General features: G+C 52.7%; 22 protein-coding genes. All 22 read right to left on the bottom strand.

Translation table 11 applies throughout. The features are described 5' to 3' along the window. Position 1: 1 nt before the first annotated feature. The 22 genes from WB237_RS03950 to WB237_RS03845 all read right to left on the bottom strand — a co-directional run bounded on the left by WB237_RS03950 (position 2) and on the right by WB237_RS03845 (position 22,829). Entirely contained in the window at positions 2-442 is a 441-nt protein-coding gene (locus WB237_RS03950; protein ID WP_023330599.1) for a DcrB-related protein, read from the bottom strand. A gap of 153 nt (positions 443-595) precedes the next feature. Continuing rightward, a complete protein-coding gene (locus WB237_RS03945; RefSeq protein ID WP_336210519.1) occupies positions 596-1,042 on the bottom strand; it encodes a hypothetical protein in 447 nt (148 codons plus the stop codon). Then, positions 1,039-1,479: a hypothetical protein gene (locus tag WB237_RS03940; protein ID WP_336210516.1), complete on the bottom strand. Its 441-nt coding sequence runs from the start codon at positions 1,477-1,479 to the stop codon at positions 1,039-1,041. Before WB237_RS03940 ends, WB237_RS03945 begins: the two co-directional genes overlap by 4 nt. Positions 1,480-1,745: 266 nt before the next feature. Then, a complete protein-coding gene (locus tag WB237_RS03935; RefSeq protein WP_336210513.1) occupies positions 1,746-3,668 on the bottom strand; it encodes a type VI secretion system Vgr family protein in 1,923 nt (640 codons plus the stop codon). Positions 3,669-3,812: 144 nt separating this feature from the next. Next, positions 3,813-4,247, bottom strand: coding sequence for a hypothetical protein (locus WB237_RS03930; protein WP_336210509.1), 435 nt, complete (start codon positions 4,245-4,247; stop codon positions 3,813-3,815). A 120-nt stretch (positions 4,248-4,367) separates the two neighbouring features. Next, on the bottom strand, positions 4,368-5,438 hold the full coding sequence (gene tri1 / locus WB237_RS03925) for an ADP-ribosylarginine hydrolase Tri1 (protein ID WP_336210507.1): 1,071 nt from the start codon (positions 5,436-5,438) through the stop codon (positions 4,368-4,370). Positions 5,439-5,490: 52 nt separating this feature from the next. Continuing rightward, a complete protein-coding gene (locus WB237_RS03920) occupies positions 5,491-5,889 on the bottom strand; it encodes an immunity protein Tsi6 family protein (RefSeq protein WP_336210504.1) in 399 nt (132 codons plus the stop codon). A gap of 82 nt (positions 5,890-5,971) precedes the next feature. Beyond that, on the bottom strand, positions 5,972-6,442 hold the full coding sequence (locus WB237_RS03915; RefSeq protein WP_336210501.1) for a hypothetical protein: 471 nt from the start codon (positions 6,440-6,442) through the stop codon (positions 5,972-5,974). Beyond that, on the bottom strand, positions 6,439-7,206 hold the full coding sequence (locus WB237_RS03910) for an ankyrin repeat domain-containing protein (protein WP_336210500.1): 768 nt from the start codon (positions 7,204-7,206) through the stop codon (positions 6,439-6,441). The genes WB237_RS03915 and WB237_RS03910 overlap by 4 nt, the downstream gene beginning before the upstream one ends. 3 nt (positions 7,207-7,209) lie before the next feature. Then, positions 7,210-7,971 carry an ankyrin repeat domain-containing protein gene (locus WB237_RS03905; RefSeq protein WP_114976973.1) on the bottom strand — a complete coding sequence of 254 codons (762 nt, stop codon included), beginning with the start codon at positions 7,969-7,971 and terminating at the stop codon, positions 7,210-7,212. Beyond that, positions 7,968-9,386, bottom strand: a complete 1,419-nt coding sequence (locus WB237_RS03900) for a phospholipase (RefSeq protein WP_336210498.1) — start codon at positions 9,384-9,386, stop codon at positions 7,968-7,970. Before WB237_RS03900 ends, WB237_RS03905 begins: the two co-directional genes overlap by 4 nt. 36 nt (positions 9,387-9,422) lie before the next feature. Further along, a complete protein-coding gene (locus tag WB237_RS03895) occupies positions 9,423-10,856 on the bottom strand; it encodes a serine/threonine protein kinase (protein WP_336210496.1) in 1,434 nt (477 codons plus the stop codon). A gap of 24 nt (positions 10,857-10,880) precedes the next feature. Further along, the gene (tssH, locus tag WB237_RS03890; protein ID WP_336210492.1) at positions 10,881-13,496 is read right to left on the bottom strand and encodes a type VI secretion system ATPase TssH; all 2,616 of its coding nucleotides are present in this window, start codon (positions 13,494-13,496) and stop codon (positions 10,881-10,883) included. A 38-nt stretch (positions 13,497-13,534) separates the two neighbouring features. Continuing rightward, the gene (gene tssG / locus WB237_RS03885; protein WP_336210489.1) at positions 13,535-14,578 is read right to left on the bottom strand and encodes a type VI secretion system baseplate subunit TssG; all 1,044 of its coding nucleotides are present in this window, start codon (positions 14,576-14,578) and stop codon (positions 13,535-13,537) included. Then, the gene (gene tssF, locus WB237_RS03880) at positions 14,575-16,446 is read right to left on the bottom strand and encodes a type VI secretion system baseplate subunit TssF (RefSeq protein WP_336210486.1); all 1,872 of its coding nucleotides are present in this window, start codon (positions 16,444-16,446) and stop codon (positions 14,575-14,577) included. The genes tssG and tssF overlap by 4 nt, the downstream gene beginning before the upstream one ends. Positions 16,447-16,448: 2 nt before the next feature. Next, the gene (gene tssE, locus WB237_RS03875; RefSeq protein WP_028018721.1) at positions 16,449-17,012 is read right to left on the bottom strand and encodes a type VI secretion system baseplate subunit TssE; all 564 of its coding nucleotides are present in this window, start codon (positions 17,010-17,012) and stop codon (positions 16,449-16,451) included. Further along, positions 17,005-17,817, bottom strand: coding sequence for a type VI secretion system accessory protein TagJ (locus WB237_RS03870; RefSeq protein ID WP_336210481.1), 813 nt, complete (start codon positions 17,815-17,817; stop codon positions 17,005-17,007). The genes tssE and WB237_RS03870 overlap by 8 nt, the downstream gene beginning before the upstream one ends. Before the next feature lie 9 nt (positions 17,818-17,826). Next, positions 17,827-18,825: a hypothetical protein gene (locus tag WB237_RS03865; RefSeq protein ID WP_336210479.1), complete on the bottom strand. Its 999-nt coding sequence runs from the start codon at positions 18,823-18,825 to the stop codon at positions 17,827-17,829. A gap of 16 nt (positions 18,826-18,841) precedes the next feature. Then, entirely contained in the window at positions 18,842-19,639 is a 798-nt protein-coding gene (locus WB237_RS03860; protein ID WP_028018718.1) for a PP2C family protein-serine/threonine phosphatase, read from the bottom strand. Then, complete coding sequence (gene tagH / locus WB237_RS03855; RefSeq protein ID WP_336210476.1) at positions 19,636-21,390, bottom strand: type VI secretion system-associated FHA domain protein TagH; 1,755 nt, start codon at positions 21,388-21,390, stop codon at positions 19,636-19,638. The genes WB237_RS03860 and tagH overlap by 4 nt, the downstream gene beginning before the upstream one ends. Before the next feature lie 122 nt (positions 21,391-21,512). Then, positions 21,513-21,893 (bottom strand): hypothetical protein, encoded by a 381-nt coding sequence (locus WB237_RS03850; protein ID WP_336210475.1) that lies wholly within the window; start codon positions 21,891-21,893, stop codon positions 21,513-21,515. 528 nt (positions 21,894-22,421) lie between these two features. Continuing rightward, complete coding sequence (locus WB237_RS03845) at positions 22,422-22,829, bottom strand: hypothetical protein (protein WP_442892500.1); 408 nt, start codon at positions 22,827-22,829, stop codon at positions 22,422-22,424. Positions 22,830-22,881 lie beyond the last annotated feature (52 nt).

The raw sequence follows: 22,881 nt of genomic DNA, 5'->3' as shown, positions 1-22,881 counted from the left end.
CTTACACATTCCGGTTGTCGTTTAGCGTCAGACTCTGCTTAAGCGCGCTCCAGCGCACCTCGTCCTCTTCGGTGAAGGCTCTGAGTGCCGAAAGGGTAAAAATCATCAATACCGGTTTGCCCGGTGTCTGAACGGCCAGCTGTTTTTGCCACAGGCGCTGGCCATTACGGTCAAAGGTGGTCTCAACTTCCAGCCCGTTAATTTTTCCATCCGGACCCGCTTTTACGTTGCGGAATTCACTCTGGGCAATCTCACCCATCTGAGGACGCAGCACATCCCACTGGCGGTGGAACTCTTGTTCGTAGTCGCTGCCATCCGGGATAACGCCGCGGCTGACCACCACGGACAACCCGCTTTCGTCATCACGAATAATGTTCATGCTGTTATCCTGCCAGGCAGCAGGGAATAGGGAAAACGAACCTTCCTGAAGGGTGTATTTCATAAGTGAACTCGGGATGATGACTATTGAGAGAGGAATGGCCAATCCACGCTGGCCTGTTGGCTGGCTATTTTATTTTGTAAGCCAATGACCTGACTGGTCGACTAAAATATGGCTGCCTTTGCTGACAATAAATTTTACGGTGCATAATCTTGATTAGTTCATCGTTGCAAAATGCATCGTCTTGAATCTGGCGGCCCATTGCCGAATATCGGCATGAATATCCGGACTATTATCAGATGACCGATATTGTATAACGTCCGACTCCGGAACCACCCAGGCCGCAAAGATTTTGCCGTCAGGATTGATGACCAGAGCTGATGCGTTCTCTTGATAAAGATCTTTTAGCCAGCCTTCAACAAACAAACCGCCACCTGGGGTGGTATGCGGTTCACCAAAGACATCAAAGTTATCAATAAACGTCTCATAATCTCGGCCCAGCGCCTTCCTGAGATTGTCTGTCACTGCACTGTCGTCAACGATGCGACTTACCGTATCGAGGTTATTGTATTGCGATAATTCAAGTGCAAATGACGGTTCAACAGTGCCAGTCAATAAAGCTGCGAGCAAGGCAGCTGCCAAATATTTTCTGGTCATAATCACTCTGAAGTACCATTATCGTAATTCATTGTTATTTTTGCGATCTTGCTGTCTTTAATCTCAAAAGAGAGCAATTTCTTACCCAATTCATAGGAAACCCACCGTTCCCCGGAAGCATTTTCGACCAGACCCTCACCGTATGCTTTATTCAGTTCCGTCGTCGTTGAACCCACATGGATACCACGCGGCGTTTTGATATCCGCTACCGTCAGCGTAATCTGCGACACGATATAATCATCAACGCGTCTTTCCGCTTTATCCCACCAGAGATTGGAACTGAATATTTCTAACCCAGCCCTTTGATGCTGGTAGAATTTATAATTGGTTCCGTCAAAAGGAACCTCACCAACAAAATTCCCTTCAACCGGCACCTCGATTTTACGCGCAACGTAATGAGTCCACCTGTCGCCCAATGCGACAGTATGGTCTTTTACCTGCACAGAAAAATCCTGTTTTACTAAAACTTGTTGAGCCAATACCTCATAACTGCTCAGACAGGTCAACATCAGGGCACAGCAGAGATATGTCGGGATGCACTTTTTCACGTTATTTGTCATTAAGGAATGTGTATTGCGTTTCTCACCACAGGAGAAAAATGAAGACTAAAGCAAGAGAGTCAGGTTTTTTCATGGTGAAACCGAAGCAGTGCAGCACTCAGATTCATAACGGATAACGTTTTAAGTGAGCGGCAAGCACCGCTCCTGCCTTACTCACCTTTGGTCGTAAATTTCTCCTGCACCGCCGCATCAATATCCCCTTTATGTCCCGCCCCCGGTGCCGTGGTACCTGGATTTGTACCAGAGGTATTCAGATGCAGCTTACCGCCAGTGGTGATATAACCATCCCCTTCCACGAAGAAGTTAAACTCTTTCCCGATTAGGTTGATTTTGCCGTTAGCATTCAGCTCAATGGCGCTTTCACCTGAGACCAGCCGCAGCTTCGTTCCGGAAGCAATGACATACTGCTCTACCGCCGCATCCAGCTTGCCTTTACCCGTCAGGATTTCGGTTCCGCCTTTTACGGCCTGGATTTGGTTTGCTTCCACCCGATGCAATTCATTTTTCTTAACATAATGGCTGCGTTCCCCGCCGACGCTGTGCGTTTCATCGTTTTTAACGCTGGTATCCATATTGCGCTCGGCCTGGATCCACACCTGCTCTGCACCTGCTTTGTCCTCAAAACGCAGGGCGTTGGCGTTGTCGACGGAACCGTCTTTCGTGCGGCTCATAAAGCCCATCTGCGTCGCCGCAGCCGGTAGCGCCCACGGCGGCATGCTCGCATCGTTGTACACACGGCCGGTAATAATCGGACGGTCCGGGTCGCCGTTGATAAAGTCCACCACCACCTCATCGCCGACGCGCGGGATCTGCACTCCGCCGTAGCCCTGGCCCGCCCAGGCGCTCGACACGCGTACCCAGCAGGAGCTGGTGTCATCGCCCTTCGCCAGACGGTCCCAGTGGAATTTCACCTTCACGCGGCCATATTTATCCGTCCAGATACTTTCCCCCTGCGGTCCCACCACTTTCGCGGTCTGCGGCCCGTAGGTGCGTGGCCATGCCGTGGACTGCGCCGGACGGTAGACCACCGCCGACGGGATGACCGTGAAATCGGTACGGTGAATGGTTTCCCCCTCGCCGCTGGCGTAGCGGTTCTCTTCGAGGTGGTAACCGGCGGCCGTCACCAGATACTCACCGTTATCGCTGAAGAACGGCGCGTTGGTTAACGTGAAGGTGTGGCCTGGCGCAATTCCTGCCGCCGTCGCGGTGGCCTGAATCTGCTGATGCTCCACCTGCCAGCGCTCCTGGCGTATACGGGCATAGAACTCCGCATGCCCTGTTTCCACAAAGCGACCCGGCCAGTCGTAGACGTCGATGCTGCCCGGTTTCGGTGACGCCGGGTTCTGCTGAGCCTGGAACAACCACGCATTCGGCTTGCGGAAGTCATAATCGTCGAGGCTGTAAATCCCCGGCGTGACGCTGTCTTCCAGCGCCCACTGGCTGATGCCCTCTTCGTCCGTACTGCCGCCGGACGGTGTCTGGTGGTAAGGAATGACCTCATAGCCACTGAACGGCTGATGCTGCGTCGCGGCGTCGGTCAGCACCAGCGTATGTTTGTCCGCTTCGTGATTAAAGTGATACGCAATCCCTTCCAGCTCCATCAGACGGCTGATGAAGTCCAGACTGGACTCCTGATACTGCACGCAGTAATCCCACACCCGGTAGCTGCCGGTGAGTTTATCCTCAACGTTGACCTGATGCTCACCCAGCAGGGTTTTCACAATCTGTGGCACCGTCTGGCCCTGGAAGATACGCAGGTTACGGTCACGTTTCATCGACCACAAATCTGGCTCTACCGTCAACTGATAGACCGCATAGCGGGTGCCCGTCAGTTCAACGGCGCTAACCCCCACACGTGTGACTTTGCCGTTGATGTAGCGGGAAGTGAGCAGATTCTGCGTCGGAATGGTGACCGTGACCGGCTGCCCCAGCAGTTTACTGCGGTCAATGCGCGCATCCTTGCCGAGCAGCGTCAGCGTCAGCGCGAACGATTCGGACATCGCCTCGCGGCCCGTCAGTTTCCAGAAAAGAAGCCCCTCCACCGGGAGCTGAACGGTAATTCGGTTGAGCATAATCTTTATTCCACTATGGACTAATCTCAGTGACAGAAGTTAACTCATCGTCAATACGAAAAGCGAAAACGCTGTTGATGCGATAATGAGTAGTTTTAAGATTTAATTTTCTTTCCACAAAAATAAAACCATATTTCCTTGTGCTTACTTTAACCATAAACCTGAAAACATAAGGACACTCGCCAGGGTAACTACGCATTTAGCAACGATAAGTAAGCCAGGTGCAACAATGCGTGTTACAGACGATATTTTTTCATAATTCTCTGCGTTGTAACTCTTGTGCCCACCCATAATTCTGGAAAAAATCGTACAGAGCAGCACTACGGTAACCTTTAATCCCCATATGCACAGGAAGGACATGGAAAAGATAATCGAATATTGTTTCGCCGTTGCGACAGAAAACAATGACATTGACTGAGCTAGCCATTTCAGGGTAAAGCCAATAACGACCGTACCCACTAACACAAGAACAAACATTCCCCCCGTCAGAAACCACTGTTTCTTGTTAAAATAATCTTTCCCATTCCAGACAAGCACTAACGTCCAGATCATAAAGAGAGTAAAGAAAAACCAATGCATCGTAACGTTCCACACTTATGCGTTTTAATCTTCTGGCAGGGCTGGGAAACACTCTATAATAATTATCCCATCCCCGTTATCAGCGAAGCGTAGGTTGCAATAAACGGTCAAAAATTATTATTACAGGAAAGTATCCTCAGGTGCTCTATCGAATAATTCACCTGCCATTGTGGCAATACGTTCGTGTTGTACGAGTGTGTTTTTCCAGTCCTGCGGAATACCGGAATAACCATATAATGCTCCGGCTATTTGTCCCGCCGTTGCCGCAACGCTGTCAGCATCATCGGCAAGATTGGCGGCCAGTAGAATTGCATCCCGGAAATTATCCGTATTCCATACGGACCACATCGCGGCCTCAAGCGTATCGATAACATAACCACTGGAACGAATCTGATGACGGGCTTTATGCTTATACTCACCAGCGTTGATTATCATGACCCGTGCACACAAAGGAAAAACGTGGGGTGAAAATGCCTCTTCTTTTTGATGACCATTAATCAGATGATGAAGAATCAGCCCCAGAAATTGACATGCATCTATAGACTCTACTGCCCCGTGAGTTGCTCTGCTCTGCGCCTGCGATTCAAAATAAATCGCCCGGAGTGACTTTCGACGAAAAATCGACACAGGTGCCTGGCGAACAATTCCGGCATTCCCCGCGGTATGTTTCTGAGTGTTACCATACCAGGAAGCCCCGACGCGAAGATATTGTTCCAGAGCGAAACGCGTTGTATTGCCAATATCGAAACAACATCCGTTACTGCTGTTCTCTCCAGTTTGATACCACCTCAGAAGAAACTTTCTCAGGCTATCAGTATGCATTCGATTTTCAGCAAGATAAGTTTCCGCCACACACAAAGCCATGGAGGTATCGTCAGTCCATTCACCAGCTCTTAACATGAAGGGTCCACCACCCTGCATATCACTAACGTGTTCGCTGTCCCGTGCTTTAAATTCAAGCGTTGTCCCGACGGCATCGCCAACTGCCAGCCCCACTAACGCACCTAGCGCTTTATCGCGAGAAAAAGCTTCCGTTGTGACGAGCGGCAATGTTTCGTCCCAGACATCATACGGTTGCTCATCAGCGGTACTTTTTTGCTGCACCGACTTCCTGATGTTTAGCGGCATAAGATTGCGGTAACGGTCGGCATAGTGATTAATTACCGCATCTTCGCTGTGAAGATCGACCATTATGGCTCCTTCAAGAGTGAAAGACACGCAGACAAAATGGCATCCATAATTCTCAAAATTCGTCAGGGTATTTTTCCGCCAGAGCGCGTTGTTGCTGAACATAGTCAGGATTAACTTCATGCGGCAAATTCACTTTTACGCCACGGCTAAGCTGATCAACGATATACCATGCATCCGCCAGCCTGTCGAAAAAGAGTTCATCTGAGTTTTCGAATTCTTTAACCGCAAAAATGCCAAAAGTCATATTCTTTAGTACGGACTTGTCAGCATGTTTTTCGACCACAATCGTTTTCAGGGCGAGTAACTGTTGCACAATCGAGTCATACATTTGTAATAGCGGCGTCTTTGGGTGCTTGTCACAGAGTTCTGCATATCTTTTTTGCGCCAGTATGAGTGCCCTTTCGACATAGTCCAGTTCAGTTAAGATAGACATAATTTTTCTCGCCATCATGATCATACTCGTCGGGTTGTGGGATATTATTCTGATGGCAGATCTCGCTGACGACATACTGATCACCAGGCCACGTTACATACTATTTTGTTTCAGCCCCACCACCCGTACTTAATCTTTTCATTACAAATATGAGCGAACCAATTTTCACTATTTCAGAAAAAACAAACAGCGTGATATTGAGAGGAATAACACTCATTCCCAGACCGACTATAATCATTGGGAACAAGGTCACCGAACAACTCATGGTGAGCAGGCGCAGTAGTTCCTGCGCCAGAGCAAACCGGACGGCATATCGGTGCGTTGAGAAAAAAAACCAGGCAGAGAAGCATAATGAAACCGGCCACAGAAGGTAAACGAGGTAAAAAAGCCCCGCCAATATGCCATTTATCCCTCCTGCTATCAGCATAAAGATGATGACACCAAAGTTCCCGCCTGTAGAATCCCACCATGACTGAAGCAAGTGGTATGGGCCAATTGAATAAAACACAATACCAATGACATCCATAATGCCCCAGAAATAGAATATTTTATTTTTCGCGGTTATATTCACTCAAACCCTCTTTTGACCGGCTCTGGTGGCCACTTACCACCATGTCGAATAAGTGATTCTTTAATAGCAATAAGGTCTTTATACTCGTCGCTATCTTTTTTAGCCCTATCCAGATAACGTTGAAGTTGATTACCCACCGTCCAGCCATTCTTGGCTTTGATTTCAGTATCAGCACCACGATTCAATAGTAGCATGACGTGCTCATAAGCATGGTAATTTAAGGCTTCAAACAATAATGAGCTATTAAGTGAGTCGGTGACGTTAATGTCAGCCCCCCGATCTAACATAACAACGAGAGTGTCAGTATTTTGAGCTTTGATGGTTTCAAATATTATGGGTTCGTGAAATGTCTTGTCTTCAGCAACGGGTGATAATCCACCATCCAGCATCGCCTTTATCCAGTCACCACTGTCCGCCATAAGAACAAATTCTGCCGGGCTACTTTTTCCATTAGGCCTTGGTTGAAGCGGGTCGGCTCCAGCCCTTATCAGCTCCGTGACAATCTGTAGGCGCGGTTGCGTTTTCTTATCATAGAGCGTATTCATCAGCGCCCAAAAAAGCAGCGTCATATCACGCTGACCAGGCTTGTTGAGATCGGTTCCCGTTAGACGTTTTTTAACTTCATCTATCTTGCCGCTTTCAATAGCCTGAGCCAGAACAAGTTGCTGGCCGCTGAAGTAGTCTTGTGGGTTTTGATCTGAATTCTGTCTACATCCCTGTAACAGAACGATGAAAATCAGCATCAGGCGAGCAGTGAAATGCATATGCTATCTAACCGGAGCCGGCGGCCATTTCCCGCCATGTTGAATAAGAGCCTCTTTAATTTCGTTAAGTTTTTTATATTCGTCGCTGCCTTCCTTCGCCCTGCTCAGGAAACGCTGCAATTGATTACCCATCGTCCATCCATTATCTGCTTTGATTTCAGGGTCAGCTCCACGTTCAAGTAAAAGAAGAACATGATCATACGAGTGGAAATCCAGGGCATCAATAAGTAACGTATTTCCTAAAGAATCGGTGACATTTATATCGGCACCTTTATCAAGCATAGCCTGCAACGTCTCAGTATTTTTGGCTTCAAGAGTTTGGAAAATTATCGGTTTGTCGAAGGTTTTATCAACAGCATTAGGCGATAACCCTGCATCCAACATCGCCTTGATCCAGTCTGCACTATCTGCCATTAAAACGAACTCAGCTGGACTATTTTTTCCTTGTGGTCTCGGTTGCAGAGGATCTGCACCCGCTTTAATCAGACTGGTGATAATGCTTAACTGCTTCGGTGTTTTTTTATTATTTATCGAATTCATTACAGCCCAAAATAACAATGTCATATCTTCTTTACCGGGCTTATTTAAATCCACCTCTGAAGCTAATTTAATAACCCCATCAACTTCACCATTCTGGATTGCACGAGCTAATGTGAGCTGTTGTCCGCTAAAATAATTATCTGGTTTTAAATCCATATTTTGTTTACACCCCTGAACCATTAAAATCAAACAAAGCATTATCCAGCCTGATAAGAATGATTTCATGCTCGACTCCTGATAATTGAAATGTCTTCATCCTTTTGCTGTTCAATGCAATCTATTGCCTGACCAATCCCATGGCGATCCAACGGACCTCCTGTCCCACCGGGAAGATCGTGTACGACACCGGCAGCATTGGGCATAATGGCAGAGATTTCTTCTTTGGCTATAAGTGTTGGTATGTGACCTTTCAACATTTTATAGTCTTCCGCAAGATTAACTTCCTGTACTTTTGTCAGCAGTTCGCCTTCAACGCGATAAGCCTGAATATTATTCGACTCACCCAGCAAGCTTCCGCCATATTTTTCAACAGTGCTTGAATGCAAACCAGCTGCATTAAATGTCCATCCCGCTTGACCGCTTGCAATAGAGGTAGCAGAAGCCAACCCACCTCCCAGAGAGTGGCCTGCGATATCAATTTTGGATACCGACTTAGCTAGACGTGATCCCAAACGTACTGCCCGCTTATAATAATCCGACTCCATACCTAAACCCTGCGCACCATTGTTTATCCAGTCAGACATGTTCTTCGTGGGAAAAAACTCAGGTTGCCTTGATCCTCTGAACACTAATGTTGGGTTCATGTCACTGCCAAAAACCGCAGAATCAGGTTGATAAACTCGCGCCAGGAAATCAGGCGTATCAGCATGATCAAAAAGAACTTCCTTTTCCAGACCAAATTTCTTCAACGCATTTGCATCATTACTAATATCCTTCCACCCCTCAGGCACCCCAGGCGTGGTTTCCAGCGGGTTCACGGTCTTATACACATTCTCCGCCAGTTTCGCTTTCTCTACCGCGATATTATTCGCCGCCAGGCGTTTAGCCGCAATCTGCGCGTCGGGATACACGCTATTGCTTCCCTTCGCAATCAGATCCTTACGTACCTGCCAGCGCTCTGCCTTGGTCATCTCCTGCAGTTGCGCCGCGTAGGTTTTACCGTCTTTGCCCGGTGTCGGCTTATCCGGCATCTGTGCCGTTTTGGATTTCACAACCTGCTTCGGCAGCACTGTTGGCGCAGGGCGAGAACCATAGGTTCGCACCATCGTTTCGTAACGATCGACAATGGTACTTACCGGGTACCAGCCCAGACCGTTCAACGAGGCGGCCTGCAGACGGCCATCGGCATTGATATAAAACATCTCCGTCACCGACGACCAGTTGCGATAGCTCTCGTCGATAGCAACGACCCTGCCCATATCGAGATCCTGCACAATCAGCTTACGGGTATCACGCCCTGACTGATAAGGATTCGCGCCTGTGATGGCGTGCAGCAAATCGTAGCGCGTGAACAGGGAGCGCAGCGAATTGTCAGGAACCGACATAATCCACTGCCCGGCAACGGACGGGCGGATAATTTTCGCAAAAAGCGCTGGCGAGACATTCTCGTTGAAAAGATAGACAAACTTAATGTTATACATTCGCTCCGTCCTGTTACCTGTCCCTGTCTACCTTACTTATGGATTCACCAGCCAGGTGCCAGGCTTCGCAATATCCAGCGTCTGGGTACGGGTTCTTCCATTCCCTTCCAGTTCAATTCTGATCTCACCCGCCGGCAATTTCAGCGATGCATAGCCGTTGGTCGCCGGACGCAGTGCTTTTGTCTCGCCGTTCACTTTTAACGTCTCGCCATCAAGAATGCGAATGTAAACCAGGGCAATCGGGCTGGCCTCAACTGGTGGCGGGCTCGGTTGCGCGGTCTCAGGCGTTGCCGCTTGCTCGCTCACCTTCTCGGGTTCAGGTTTTACTTCTGGCGTGTTAGATGCGGTTTCCGTCGGGCGAGACGCTTCCGGCGCTTGTGCAGCCTGCTCCGGCGCATCATGACCGCCACTAAACAGCATCCCTCCGGCGACAACACCCACCAGCACACCTGCGGCAACCATCCCAGGGATCTTGTAGCGACGCCAGTCGAGTACAGAAGCCGGTTTTTCCTCTTCCACCGGAACCAGCATCGTGCCAGGTTTTTTCGCCGTCAGCACATCGTTGATACCGGCGACCGGCATCTCAATCAGCGCGGCGAACTCGTCGATTGACTGCGGACGGTCTTCCATGTGCAGCGACAGCGCGCGGTCAATGGCCTGCAGCAGTGGAATGGAATAGCCCTGAGGCATCAACTCGACCAGCGGTTTGCAAGTGTCCTGGATCGAACGCACCACGCTGACTGGCGGCGGTGATCCCACGATTAGCGTACGCAACACCGCGCCGAGGGCATAAATATCTGTCCACGGGCCCTGCTCGCTTTCGTTGTCGTCGGTGTACTGCTCAATCGGCGCAAAGCCAGGGCGCAACATGGTTTCCGTTTCGTCAGACAGGTTACCAATAGTGCGACGTGCGGAGCCGAAATCGAGTAGTACCGGCAGACCGTTCTCCTGAATTTGAATGTTATCCAGGGAGATGTCACGGTGCAGATAACCCTCGTCATGGATGGTCTTAATCGCGCCAAACAGCATCGGCAGCGTACGACGGATCCAGGCCTCGTTAATCAGCTCCGGCTTTTCTTCACGCAGGCGAGAAAGCGTGGTACCGCTGTAAAACAGCGTCCCCATATAGGCCGTGTCGTTTTGTACCCAAAAACGCAGGACGTGCAGCAGGTTCGGGTGGTTAAAACGCGCCAGCAGACGGGCTTCCTGAATAAAGCTGTTCAGGCCTGCGGAAAAGGCTTTGCCAAAGCGCTCACTGCGCAGCACGAGGGTCATGTCATCGCCACGCACGGCGAGCGAAGAAGGCATAAATTCTTTGATAGCGATAGTGCGTTCGAGCTGATGATCCCACGCGCGATAGACGATGCCGAATCCACCGCCGCCGATCACCTCTTTGATTTCAAACTCGTTGAAGCGATACCCGACCGGGAGCGCGTTTGGAACAGTCCGATTGTTATCATTATCCGTCATCTTTTACAGTTCTCTTGATGATTATTACGCGGCAAACTGACAGTGAAACTCGCCCTGCTCGCAGGTGACATGCAGACGTCGGTACTGCTCGTCGCTGCGGCTGGCGGTAAGTAAGATCTGGCTCATCTGAGGCAGCAGGGTGTTGGTCAGGATAGCGTCCACCATGCGACCACCAGACTCCACCTCGGTACAGCGCTGAACAATTTGTTCCACCACGCTGTCGTCAAACTCAGAAATAATGCTGTGATTCTCTTCCAGACGACGCTGAATGCGCTTGAGCTGCAGGCGAACAATCAGCCCCAGCATCTCGTCACTGAGCGGGTAGTACGGCACCACCAGCAGGCGGCCCAGCAGCGCTGGCGGGAATACTTCCAGCAGTGGCTGGCGAAGCGCGCCGCTCAGGGCGTCTGGCTCCGGCATCAGCTCCGGATCGGCACACATGGCGCTGATCAGATCGGTGCCAACGTTAGACGTCAGAATAATTATGGTGTTACGGAAATCAATGTGGCGACCCTCGCCGTCTTCCATCCAGCCTTTGTCGAAGACCTGGAAGAAGATCTCGTGTACGTCCGGGTGCGCTTTTTCAATTTCATCCAGCAACACCACACTGTACGGGCGGCGGCGTACGGCCTCGGTTAACACTCCGCCTTCACCATACCCTACGTATCCCGGAGGCGCACCTTTTAAGGTGGAAACGGTGTGCGCTTCCTGAAACTCACTCATGTTGATGGTAATAACATTCTGCTCGCCGCCATACAGCGATTCCGCAAGCGCCAGTGCGGTTTCGGTTTTACCGACGCCAGACGGGCCACACAGCATAAAGACCCCGACCGGTTTGTTCGGGTCGTCGAGTTTCGCCCGTGAGGTTTTGACGCGGCGGGCAATGAGATCCAGACCATGACGCTGGCCAATAACGCGCTGGTTGAGCGTGTCGGCGAGGTTCAGCACCGCGTCGATCTCGTTTTTCACCATCCGGCCCAGCGGGATGCCGGTCCAGTCGGAGACCACTGCAGCGACCACGTTTTCATCCACCGCCGCGAACAGCAGCGGTTCATCACCCTGCAAGGCATTCAGCGCATTCTGCTGTTCCACCAGTTGGCGGCGAAGCTCAGCGGTATCGTCGTCGCCCGCTGCAAACAGCGCGGCACGCAGGCGGATAATCTCCTGCACCAGGTTGCGTTCCTCTTCCCAACGCTGGGCCAGGGTTTCGCGTTTTGTTTCATACACGTCGCGATCTGCAAGTAATGCCGTGACGCGATCGACGTCACCTGCCCCCACGCGGGCTTCGCGTTCCGCTATCTCAATTTCCACGTCCAGCGCGGCAAGATGGCGCAGGCAGTCTTCCAGCTGCGCAGGTGGCGCGCTCTGGCTGACCGCGACGCGGGCACAGGCGGTATCAAGCAATGCAACAGCTTTGTCCGGTAGCTGACGCGCCGGAATGTAGCGATGCGACAGCTTCACTGCCGCGCTGACCGCTTCGTCCAGCAACAGGACCTGGTGATGGGTCTCCAGCGGCGAGACGGTGCTGCGCAGCATCAGAATGGCTTTGGCTTCATCCGGCTCGTGAACCTGCACTGTCTGGAAACGACGGGTCAGCGCCGGATCTTTCTCAATATATTTTTTGTACTCTGCCCAGGTGGTGGCCCCAATGGTACGCAGTTGCCCGCGAGCGAGGGCAGGCTTGAGCAGGTTCGCCGCATCACCGGTCCCCTGCTGGCCACCTGCGCCAATCAGAGTGTGGATCTCATCAATGAACAGAATGATCGGTGTAGCGCTGGACTGCACTTCATTGATTAATGCCTGCAGACGTGCTTCGAACTCGCCTTTCATGCCTGCACCGGCCTGTAGCATGCCGATATCCAGCAGCCAGAGTTGAATATTTTGCAGCGGTTCCGGCACGTCGCCGTCGGCGATACGCAACGCCAGCCCTTCCACCACCGCCGTTTTCCCGACCCCGGCTTCTCCGGTCAGCAGCGGGTTGTTCTGGCGGCGGCGCATCAGAATGTCGACCATCTGGCGGATCTCTTCATCACGCCCGACCACCGGGTCAATTTTCCCTTCACGGGCACGCGCAGTCAGGTCCTGACCATACTGGGCCAGCGTGCCCTGTGCAGCCGGTACTGCACCGGCTGGCACATCCGCTGCGGCAGCAGCCTGCTGCGTCTCTTTGCTGTTGGCGCAAATAGCGTCGAACTGCTCAATCAGCACCTCGACGTTAAGGCGAGTAAACTGTGCAGAGATGCTTTTCAGCACGTTAGCCAGATTCCAGGTTTTCAGTATGCCGATCAGCAAATGCCCGCCACGAATACGGCTGACACCAAACTTCAGCGAGCCGAATACCCAGGCGCGTTCCACAGCGCTGTCAATATGTTCAGAGAGATCGGAAACGGAACTCGCGCCGCGCGGAAGTGCGTCCAGCGCGGCCACGATATCACGCGTCAGTTGCTGTTCGTCGAGACCAAAGTGGCGGATGACCTGCTGCAGATCGCCGTCCTGCTGCTGCATCAACTGATGCAGCCAGTGCACCAGCTCAACATAGGGGTTGCCGCGCAGCTTGCAGAACGCAGTGGCGCTTTCCAGAGAGGTAAATAACAGCGTATCCAGTTTGCCGAAAAGCACGGCACGGCTAATTTCTGACATGTTAGTTTCCATTAACAATAATTCGGTATACGGAAGGATTACCGCTCTGCGCGATACACCAGGTCGCCACGCGGGACAGGCTGCGGCTGAAGTCCCAGCCAGGTGTTATAGCCTAATCGTCCGGCGCTGCCGAGCGTGGTGCCCTGTACCGCGTCTTCACGCAAGATCACCCGTGTTTCCCATTCAAACTCCACCCCAAGATACTGGCGCACCCAGTCGCGCAGCTCGGTGACCCACGCTTCGCCCGGCAGAAAACGGTTGTACTCCTCCGCGCTCAGCGGGCCAATGTCGATGCGAAACTTGTGCTGCACGTCGCGGACGGCAACGCCGAGAAACGCAGATTCGCCCAGGCGAGGCAAACGACGTCCTTCGCCTAACTGTGCCTGCTCACGCGGTGAAAGCGGCATCCACTGCGGCACGTTGCTTACCAGTTTGACCGGCGCTTTAAAATAGTTGCGCAGGATCTTCTCCAGCCCCTCGGGATCCCGCCCGTGACGGGTCAGGTGCCCGGCGTGGGTAAAGCGGGCATGCGAGCTCAGGCTGCCATTTTCCATCTGGCCCGGCTGCCCCATGCCAATCAGCGACGCCAGATACCCCTCAAAGCGCTTGTTATCGGCACGGTCCAGAGAGACCGCAGGCTGCGCATCCGCCCACGCGCGATAAAACAGCAGCGTCAGACGATGATGGAACAGATCGGCAAACGCACTCAGGCTGGTGTCCTGGTGATGATGAATACGCTCGCGGGCGTACTCGGTCATGTGTACCGGCAGCGGGCCATTAGGGCCAAACAGACCGAAGCTGAGGATAGACACCTCATGCAGCCCGCTTTCCTCCCGCAGGCCGACTTGTGCCACCGTCGACGGCGCAAAACTCATCGACGGCTGCTGACCGATGCGTAACGGCTCAAACTTTGGCAGTGGCGCGCGTCCCAGCGGGTAGCGCTCGCCGCCCTGAGCATCAATACGCCTTAAGAGCTGGAACAGATCGTAGCGCCACGGGGTCTCGCGAACGCCATGCCAGAACGTATCCGGCAACGGTGTCAGGCGCTGGACGCGCAGCGGTGCGACAGCAACGTCACTCATAGCAGCGCCCTTTTACCCATCCGCGGTGCCCAGTAGCCGATCTCGCCGCGCTGCTGACTTTGCAGGGTGAACTCAGTGAAGCTGTTGATCGACACCAGTCGGGCAAACAGGCGCTCCAGCACGCTGCCAAAAAGCCAGGGGCTGGCGCCGGAAAACGCCCGCTCATCCACCGTCAGGGTAATACCGATCCCACGGGCGAAAACGACCGGGCCGGGTTCAGGAACACGACGGTGCACGGGTTCCAGCACGCAGTGACGAACCCCTTCGACCTGACGCGCAACGGGCGTTTCTGCCAGGTTGGCATACAGCCCTAACAGCTGACGCAACGCAGCCGCGCCCTCTTCATTTTCGCTGTCCATCAGGCTGAGGTAGTTCATCTGCAACTGGCTGATAAGCCGCCAGGTACTGAACCCTTCGGCCAGCGCCGGACGCGGTGGCGTTGGGCCTTTACGCAAGGTCAGGGATTTCACCGGCATGGAGTCGGCCATAATGAACTGCCCGAGCTCCTGCTGCAGCATCAGCGGCAGATCACGGCTGGTGCACAACACCTCGGCAGAGATGTAGCGCAGGTTTTCCTGCCAGGGTGCATGCTGTTCATCCACCAGCGAAACAAAGACCTCCGAGCCGATATAACCGGTACGGGTTCCGTAACGCAGAGCATGTTCTGAGAGCACGCGCTGTTCCCGGCGCTGAGAAAAATAGGCACCGTAATTGCCCGCATCGCCGCTCCAGGTACTCCAGAAAGGACGAAACGTCTGGTCGTCACGCTGGCCATCGACACTGCCGAAGATTTTTTTCACCGCGTAAATTTCATAATCCAGCGGACGAATGTTATCCACCACCAGATGGTATTCATGCTGACCGTCGTTGAGCTTTTGTCGCGCCGCCACTTTCGGGAACAGGTTGATCACCGGTGTACAGTGCAGCGCCAGATGACTGGCATCAACGACGCGCTCCAGTTGCTCATCCGACTTATCCAGCAGAATGAAAATATCGAAGGCTTTTTCGTCTTCGCAGCGCTCAATAAGCTTGCTCAGACCGCTCAGGCTGATGAAGCGGAAACGTGCCGGAAAAGCAAAATACTCCTGCAACAGGCGATAACCGTCAAAGTTACGCAGATCGTCCGGGAGCAGCGCCTGATCCGGTTCAAAGCCCTCCTGAAGCAAAGCGTCAGACGCCAGCACTTGTCGCTGCGGCTGCGGGCTGACCGTCTGGCAGACGATCCCGGCATGGTGCTCCATCACCAGCTCCAGCAGCTTCAGCGCTTCAATGTCAGGACCGCCGAGGAAAAATTCCAGACGGTCGAAATCCAGGTGGCCGAGGTTTTGCGGGCCGTCGCAGGCGATGCGGATCCGCAAAGCGCTGTTGATCCCCCGTTGGCTCAGGCCCAGTTGCGCCAGCGGCAGGTCAGCAGGCACCCCGCCCAGTTCGACTTTCTCGATTTTCAGCGGCAGCAGGTTGACCTCGTGCGCAGTGGTATAGCTGCAGGTCACGCCGGTTTTTTTCAGCGCCAGGCTGTCCATCATAGTGCCGCGCGGCACGATAAAGCCTTTGCTCAGATCACCCCGGCTACTGTCTGGCTGGATTTCAGCAATCGCCATTGAGGGGGTCGGGGCGAGGTAGTTCGGCGCAATCATCTCCAGCAGGCGCTGAGAGAAACGCGGAAACTCCGCATCCATTTTCATCTGCACGCGGGACGTCAGGAAGGCAAAGCCCTCCATCAGACGTTCGGTATACGGGTCCGCAACCTCGATGCCACGCATGCCCAGCCGTCCGGCGACTTTAGGGTAGCGTTCTGCAAATTCGGCCCCCATTTCACGCAGATAGGCCAGTTCACGGTTGTAGTATTCGAGCAGTTTACTTTCCATGATTACCCCGCATCTTTCAGTTCAAAATGGCCGTTTTCCAGATCGACATCGGTGCGAAACAGAAACTCCAGCGGGTATGGCACACACCACAAACGCCCTTTAATTTCGATGGACAGCACGTTGTGCAGATCCAGCGAGGAGGTATCCGATACGCAGCGAACCTGCAGCCCTTGCGGCAAAATACGTGGTTCAAAATTGATGATGGCCTCAGTGAGCTTGCGCTGAATGTCGTGCCATTCGATATCCGACATGCGCTTCCCGGCCAGCGGCGCAACACCAAAGTTGATCACCGAGCGGTTGACGTGTGGCAATGCACTCAAATCACCGGACGCATCATGGTTAATGGTGTTAAACAGCCACTGCAGATCCCGCAGGACATTGCGACGCAGCGCAGCGTGGGTGATCAGATTGCTGTTGGCCGACTCGCGTTTTTTTTCCGGGTCGTTATCGGTGAGGCGATCCAGCAGTGAGGGCTGCATTTTGTCGCGCGCCCCCACCTTCTCCTGCTTGCTACGGGCTTGCCAGCCGCTGCGCAGCAGATCGCCCTCACCCGCAGGATTACTCATGGGCTCCGTCCGTTGCAAACGTCACAAGGTTCAGCGACAGCAGCGGGCTTTCGCTTTGTTCACTCAGCCAGGCTTTCTGCCCCATCCCTTCGTAAAGGGTGCCATCCTCGTCGAGCGGACGCCATTCGGTGGTTCGCCCCAGCTTGATGGCATCAGAGGCATCGGCCGTAAAAGGATAGCGCGCCGGGATCTGGCACACCTGTTCCGTACCGTCGGTCAGGCGCACCAGCGCATGACGCCAGACGAGATCGGTGACGCTGGCCGGGGCCTGGAAGCGGATCTCCGCGATGGCGCTAAACGGCAGCCAGAAATAGCGACCGTTCACAATGGTTTCACACACCGGACCGAGACGGGCATCACCATCCATCAGCCAGTCAAATGTCTGTGTTTCCTCGTTTTCGAGGGTGAGGTGTCCCGGGTTTGCCTGCGCCTGTTCAAGGGCGTCCAGACGCAGTACCGCTGCTTGTTCGCCTTCTTCGCTCAGCGCCGCAGCAAGCGTGGTCAGCCACGGCCACTGGGTTTCAGGCATGGCCGGACGCGCTTGTCCCGCCATTACCTGCGCACGTTGCAACTCGCCCTGGATTGACTGCTCCAGCAGCGTAACCGTTGGCTTTGCCTGAGGCTTCAGCGCCAGCCAGCTTTTCAGTTGGGTCAGCGCACGCGTCCAGTTGCCGCTGAGGGTTAAAAACTGCACGAACGCGGCGCGGAGATCGGCATCTGCCGGACGGGCTTTGATCTCTGCTTCAAGACGCGCCAGCGCATCGTTGAGCGACTCACCTGCCAGGTGTTGATAGAGCGTATTCATAGCCATTCCTTAATTCGCCGCGCGCCACGCACCAACTGCCGGGTCGCGCAATTGAGGACGCAGGGTATCAATCAGAACGATATTTACCGGGGTGCCAGGTGCAACCCATGCGCTCCAGGTTTTTTTCACTGCCGCAATACGCGCCTGCAGTTTTGCATCGTCGCTGGCGGTTTCACGGGAAATCTCCACCGCTACGGTGCCGTTACTCTTCCAGCTATTGAGGGTGTTGTCGTAAGGCAGGATCATCCAGCTCTGGTCGCTGTTTGGGGTGCTGAATACCATGCGCTCTTTGTTGACGGAGGTGATCAGCGCGTTTTCAGGATTAGCGCTTTGATTCAGCCCCATTACCGGGAAGCCATGAATGTACGTCACTGCCATCTCTTTCTGTCCACCGTTACGGAACTGTGAGATGACGGCGTGTCCGCTCAGCCAGCTCCCGTTACCGCAGCGGGTGGTGTCAGTATCCGGAATAAACAGCGCCGGTGCTGAGGAGCCCCCTTCCCAGAAGGTGCGCAGGTGACAACCATCCTGAAGGGTAAATTCCTGCCACGGAGTGCGGTCGGCGGCGGTAGTTTGGGCGGCGACATTCTGGTCCGGCGGTACTAACGCACCGCTGGCAGGGGTTGCGGTTACGGTCGCTGCAGGGGCGGACTGCGCCTGTTTCACCACCAGCGCCCAATCCTGTGCTTTACCTGCTGTGCCCTGTGCCAGCGTCGTGCCCGCCGGATCATTAAGCGTCCAGTTGAGCTTATTCACTTTGCTGCACTGGTGTTCCAGCAGAGAACCAAGACGTGGCACAAAGTTCTCCAGAACGGAAACCTCTTTCTTGCCATTCGCCACAATACGCAGGGCGACCTCTGGCTTACACCAGCTCTGCGGCGTGTTGTCTTTGATGTTGTCGATCCAGATATCCAGCTTCTGCGCAGGTGACTGCACAATGCGGAAATTCTCAGCCTGCGCGGTGGAAGCCACCGTCAGAAGTGCCAAACCCGATAGCCAAAGTTTCATATCGTTCCTTGTGTGTCTAATCAGTTCCGCAGGGAAGAAATTGTGCTGCGTCAGAGAGTGTGTGCAGCAATGTGGTGTCCTGAGGGTTGCCCATCCATACCGCCAGGGCGGTATAGTTATCCTGCGCATTCCCCTCCTGCTCGGCATTCTTTTGAATAATTTGGTTCATTAAGGTCAGCCACTCTTGCGGCGTGTTGACCATGTGTAGCGATTGTTTCATCTGCTCTTCGCTGACGCCATGCCAGAAACCGTCTGTGCAGAGTAAAAAGGCATCGCCGTCTTCAACCTGAACCACGTCGCTATAGCTCGCTTCCGGTCCACCGTTTTCAATCCCCAGCGCCAGATACAGCAGATTGCTGTTCAGGTTGTCGGTCTGGTGTCCGGCATCTTTCATCTGTTGCACCAGGCTGTGGTCGGTGGTGACATGCCACAACCATCCACGGCGAAACAGATACAGGCGGCTGTCTCCGGCGTGCGCCCAGTACGCCAGGCCGTAATCCCTGTCAATAAACAGGCTGACCAGCGTCGTGCCCATCCGGCGATAATCCTGTACCGCCTGCTGTTCACTCAGAATGGTGCGGTTCGCCGTTTTCACGTAGTCGCGTATATGCTGCGCGTTGAGGTGCTTGTCGCCATCGAAGCGGGAGATAATGCTATTGCGGGCCAGTTCAGCGGCGACGTCACCACCCGGCAGGCCAGCGATGCCGTCACAGACGACAAAGCAGGCTGAACGTTCCCCAATGGTTTCTCCCGTCTGATCCTGGTTACTGGCGCGCGTCCCCTGGCGGGAGAGAGAAGCCGTTGCGATATTCATTTGTCTTCCGATCCGCTCTGTGAGTCTTTGTACTGATTCACCTCCATGTCATACGCATGAAGGAAGGCTTCGCCGAACAGGGTATGGAAGTCATCCTCAATCTCGCCGGCCGTCTCGCCATAGCTGCGGACAAAATAGTCCCACAGGGCGGCTTTGCGGCTGCCCGGTAGCGCCAGACGGGAGGTCATGCCGTTCTGCTTCGCCTGCTCTTCCAGCTGTTCCGGGTTAAAGGACTGCAGCATCGCGGCAATAATGGCGCGGATACCGGAGATCATACCCAACTGATGCGCCTGCAGATCAATCAGCGCGTCGCGCACGGATTTTGTTGGCGGCATAAAGCCTGGCATCGGGGTGCCGAACATCTGGATCAGGACGGTTTTCCCGGTCGGCAACAGCTTGAACGGGTTGTTGGCATCGTCCAGCACCATGGTCATATCGGCTTTCACGCCGCGCTTGAGGATGGAGCGCGAGGAGAGCAACGCCACGGTTCCCTGAGAGAACATGCCCAGAATCTGCCCCAGCTGACGCATATTTTCACGGTCAAACTGCGGCACCGGCTGCATTTCACTCAGGCCCATGCCTTCCAGCAGCGCCTCCAGCAGCTCGCCCTGCAGCACCTCGCCTTTCTCACCATTGTTTACCGTGGCGGTTGAGGTGGCAGTGTTATTGACCGGATCGATACGCAGACGGCCCTTAGGGGCCTGAGCGCTACTGCGCGTCACAGCCTGCGGCGTAGGCATCGTGAAGCCTGCATAATCTGGTCGCGCGGGCGCTTCTTCTGCACGCGGTGCTTCCTGCGGCTCAGGGGCAAACAGCGGAGAATCAGCCAGCACGTTGTCTTCCTGCTCAGGTTCAGGCACTGGCTTATTGTCGATGATCTCATCCGGATGGGTTAACGGTGTGCCGCCCATCAGCCCGAGTGGGTCATCATTACGCGCGGCTGGCGCACTGGCCTTGCCACCAAACAGGGCCAGCGGATCGAGTTCATCCGTCGCCTCTTCTTCTGGTGCGGGTTTACTCTCTACCGGCGGCACCAGTGTTGACGGGGTGACGTCATCGAAAATGCTCTCTTTTTTGAACAACGCTTCATCGCTGAACAGCGTGTCCGGATCGACATTCTTACGCTCAAGTTTAGGATCGCTGTCGTTGAACATCGCCAGCGGATCTTCAGCGTTACGCTCCGGGGCCGCAGGCTGGGAGAACGGATCGTGCGATGCTGCAGGCTGCGGTTTTGTGCGGTTGCTGGAGATACTGTCGGAGATAGAGAACTCCTGCATCAGGTTATCCCAGATTTCCGTTGGCACGGCTGTCGGCTCAGCTTTCACTCGTGGGGCTGCACTCACAGGCTTCGGTTGCGGAGCGGGTGCAGGGGCGACAGTCGGACGTGCCTGCTGCTGCATGCTGGCCGCCATACGGCTCACGGGCTGCGTGTCGTGGATCAGCTCGGTCACTTCGAGACGGTAGTCATCAATACCGAGAATGTCGCCATCCTGCAGTTCAACCTGACGCCCCCGTTCCAGCGGAATGTCATTTAATACCACGCGGGTGACGCTGCCACGGTTGGTCACGCGGCATTCACCCTGGGCGTCAACGTGAACAATGGCCTGCAGACGAGAGATAGTGCGGTCATTATCCGGCAACACCAGGTTGTTATCCGTACCGCGCCCAATGGTGCCGCCCGGGGCGTAAAAATCACAGCTGCTTTGTGGCGGCTGATGACCAGGTTTTGTAGAAATAATCGTGAATCGCATGGCGTATTCCTGCTGGTATGATTAGCGCTCAAACGCTGCCGCTCTCGAGGGTGAAAACGGCGGCGTTTGGGGGTTAATGCAAAGGTAAGTTTAAATATTGAGCATCATTTGAAACGGTACTTTTATCGCCCAGTAACAACTAACACAATTAACAATAACATTAAAAACACGACAAAAACTGTTAATTTATGAAACGTTGTAATCCACGGTAAACGGTATATTGAAAGTATTAACCTTCCTGCTTCAGGAGAAATTTGCATAGTGCCACCTGATTTTATCGGCTTGCACGCAATTATTTTTCTCATTAAGAATACACGATGAGCAAAGCCAGGTAATCCAAGCTGTTCATAAAAAAGATAATCATTTATATCTAAGTATTGCTTACCACTCAGAAGGTGAAATGCTTTTTTAAGCTCCTGAGAGTGTTTCCGATAAAAGTAAACGTATAAAACTAAAGAAATAAACAAACCTAAAAATACAAAAGAAAGCAGTATCAGGCGCATTTACTCGCCCCAAAAAAAATCAATCACATGGTGTAATTTCGTCGGCATAATTAACACAAAAAAAATTCATATAGGTAATAAGCGCTCATACACCACCAACACTTGCCATGACTAAAAGAAGTATAAAAACAGCCGCCGTGAATTTTATTTTTTTGTCATAAGAGTAGACCCAGGAGAGTTCAGAATCGGACAAAATGTTATGGCACGAATGGGAATGAAGCATTCGAGAATTGGTTAGTTTTATGTCCCTGCCCCGTAACAGTCTGGATAATATTGTGACACGAAAACCAAAACCCCAGAAACCCAAACCTTCCCAAAGTTGATAGTCCTCTTTCCTTAATAACCCATTCTGCGTTAATGAATCATATACTTTCAATACTTCACTTGAGTGCTTTCGATAATCAATATAGAAAGTAACAGGCAGGGTCAAAAAGAGAATAAACAGAAAAATCAAAAAAAATGGAGAAAATATCATTGGTAATCACATCATTCCCCACTGAATAGTTTGAGAAAGAGAATATCAAAAAATTATTTAATAAAGGTTATAAAATATAATCCAACTATGAGCCACAGAGTGAATATTAATGCCTGTAATTTATAACGACGATGTAACTTTAGTATCCAGCCAATTCTTTCATCCGGCAACGACTGCACGTATTTATAAGCTTCTTCCTGCACAAGCCTTTCATGAGTGAACTTCATTCTAACGCCTTTATAAAGACGTACAAACCAGATTATTTTCTGATAATTGGCCAACGAACCAAAAAAAGAAGCGTAGTTTGTTACAAGATCCAGGTCATATCCTTTGCGTCGGTAGTCAGAAAGTAGCAGATTAAAGTCAGCCTCGTGTTTTTTGAAGTAACGAGAACTGAACAGATCCATAACTACAACAATCAAAAACAACACAACAATAAGAAAAAATAGTAAATAGTCCATTTTCGCCATAAATTAATTCCACGGTTGCAGACTCTACATTCGTCCTGAGCAT

This window comes from Enterobacter sp. P82 (assembly GCF_037053385.1).
Classification (GTDB): domain Bacteria; phylum Pseudomonadota; class Gammaproteobacteria; order Enterobacterales; family Enterobacteriaceae; genus Enterobacter.
This window is presented reverse-complemented; position numbering and strand designations above follow the sequence as displayed.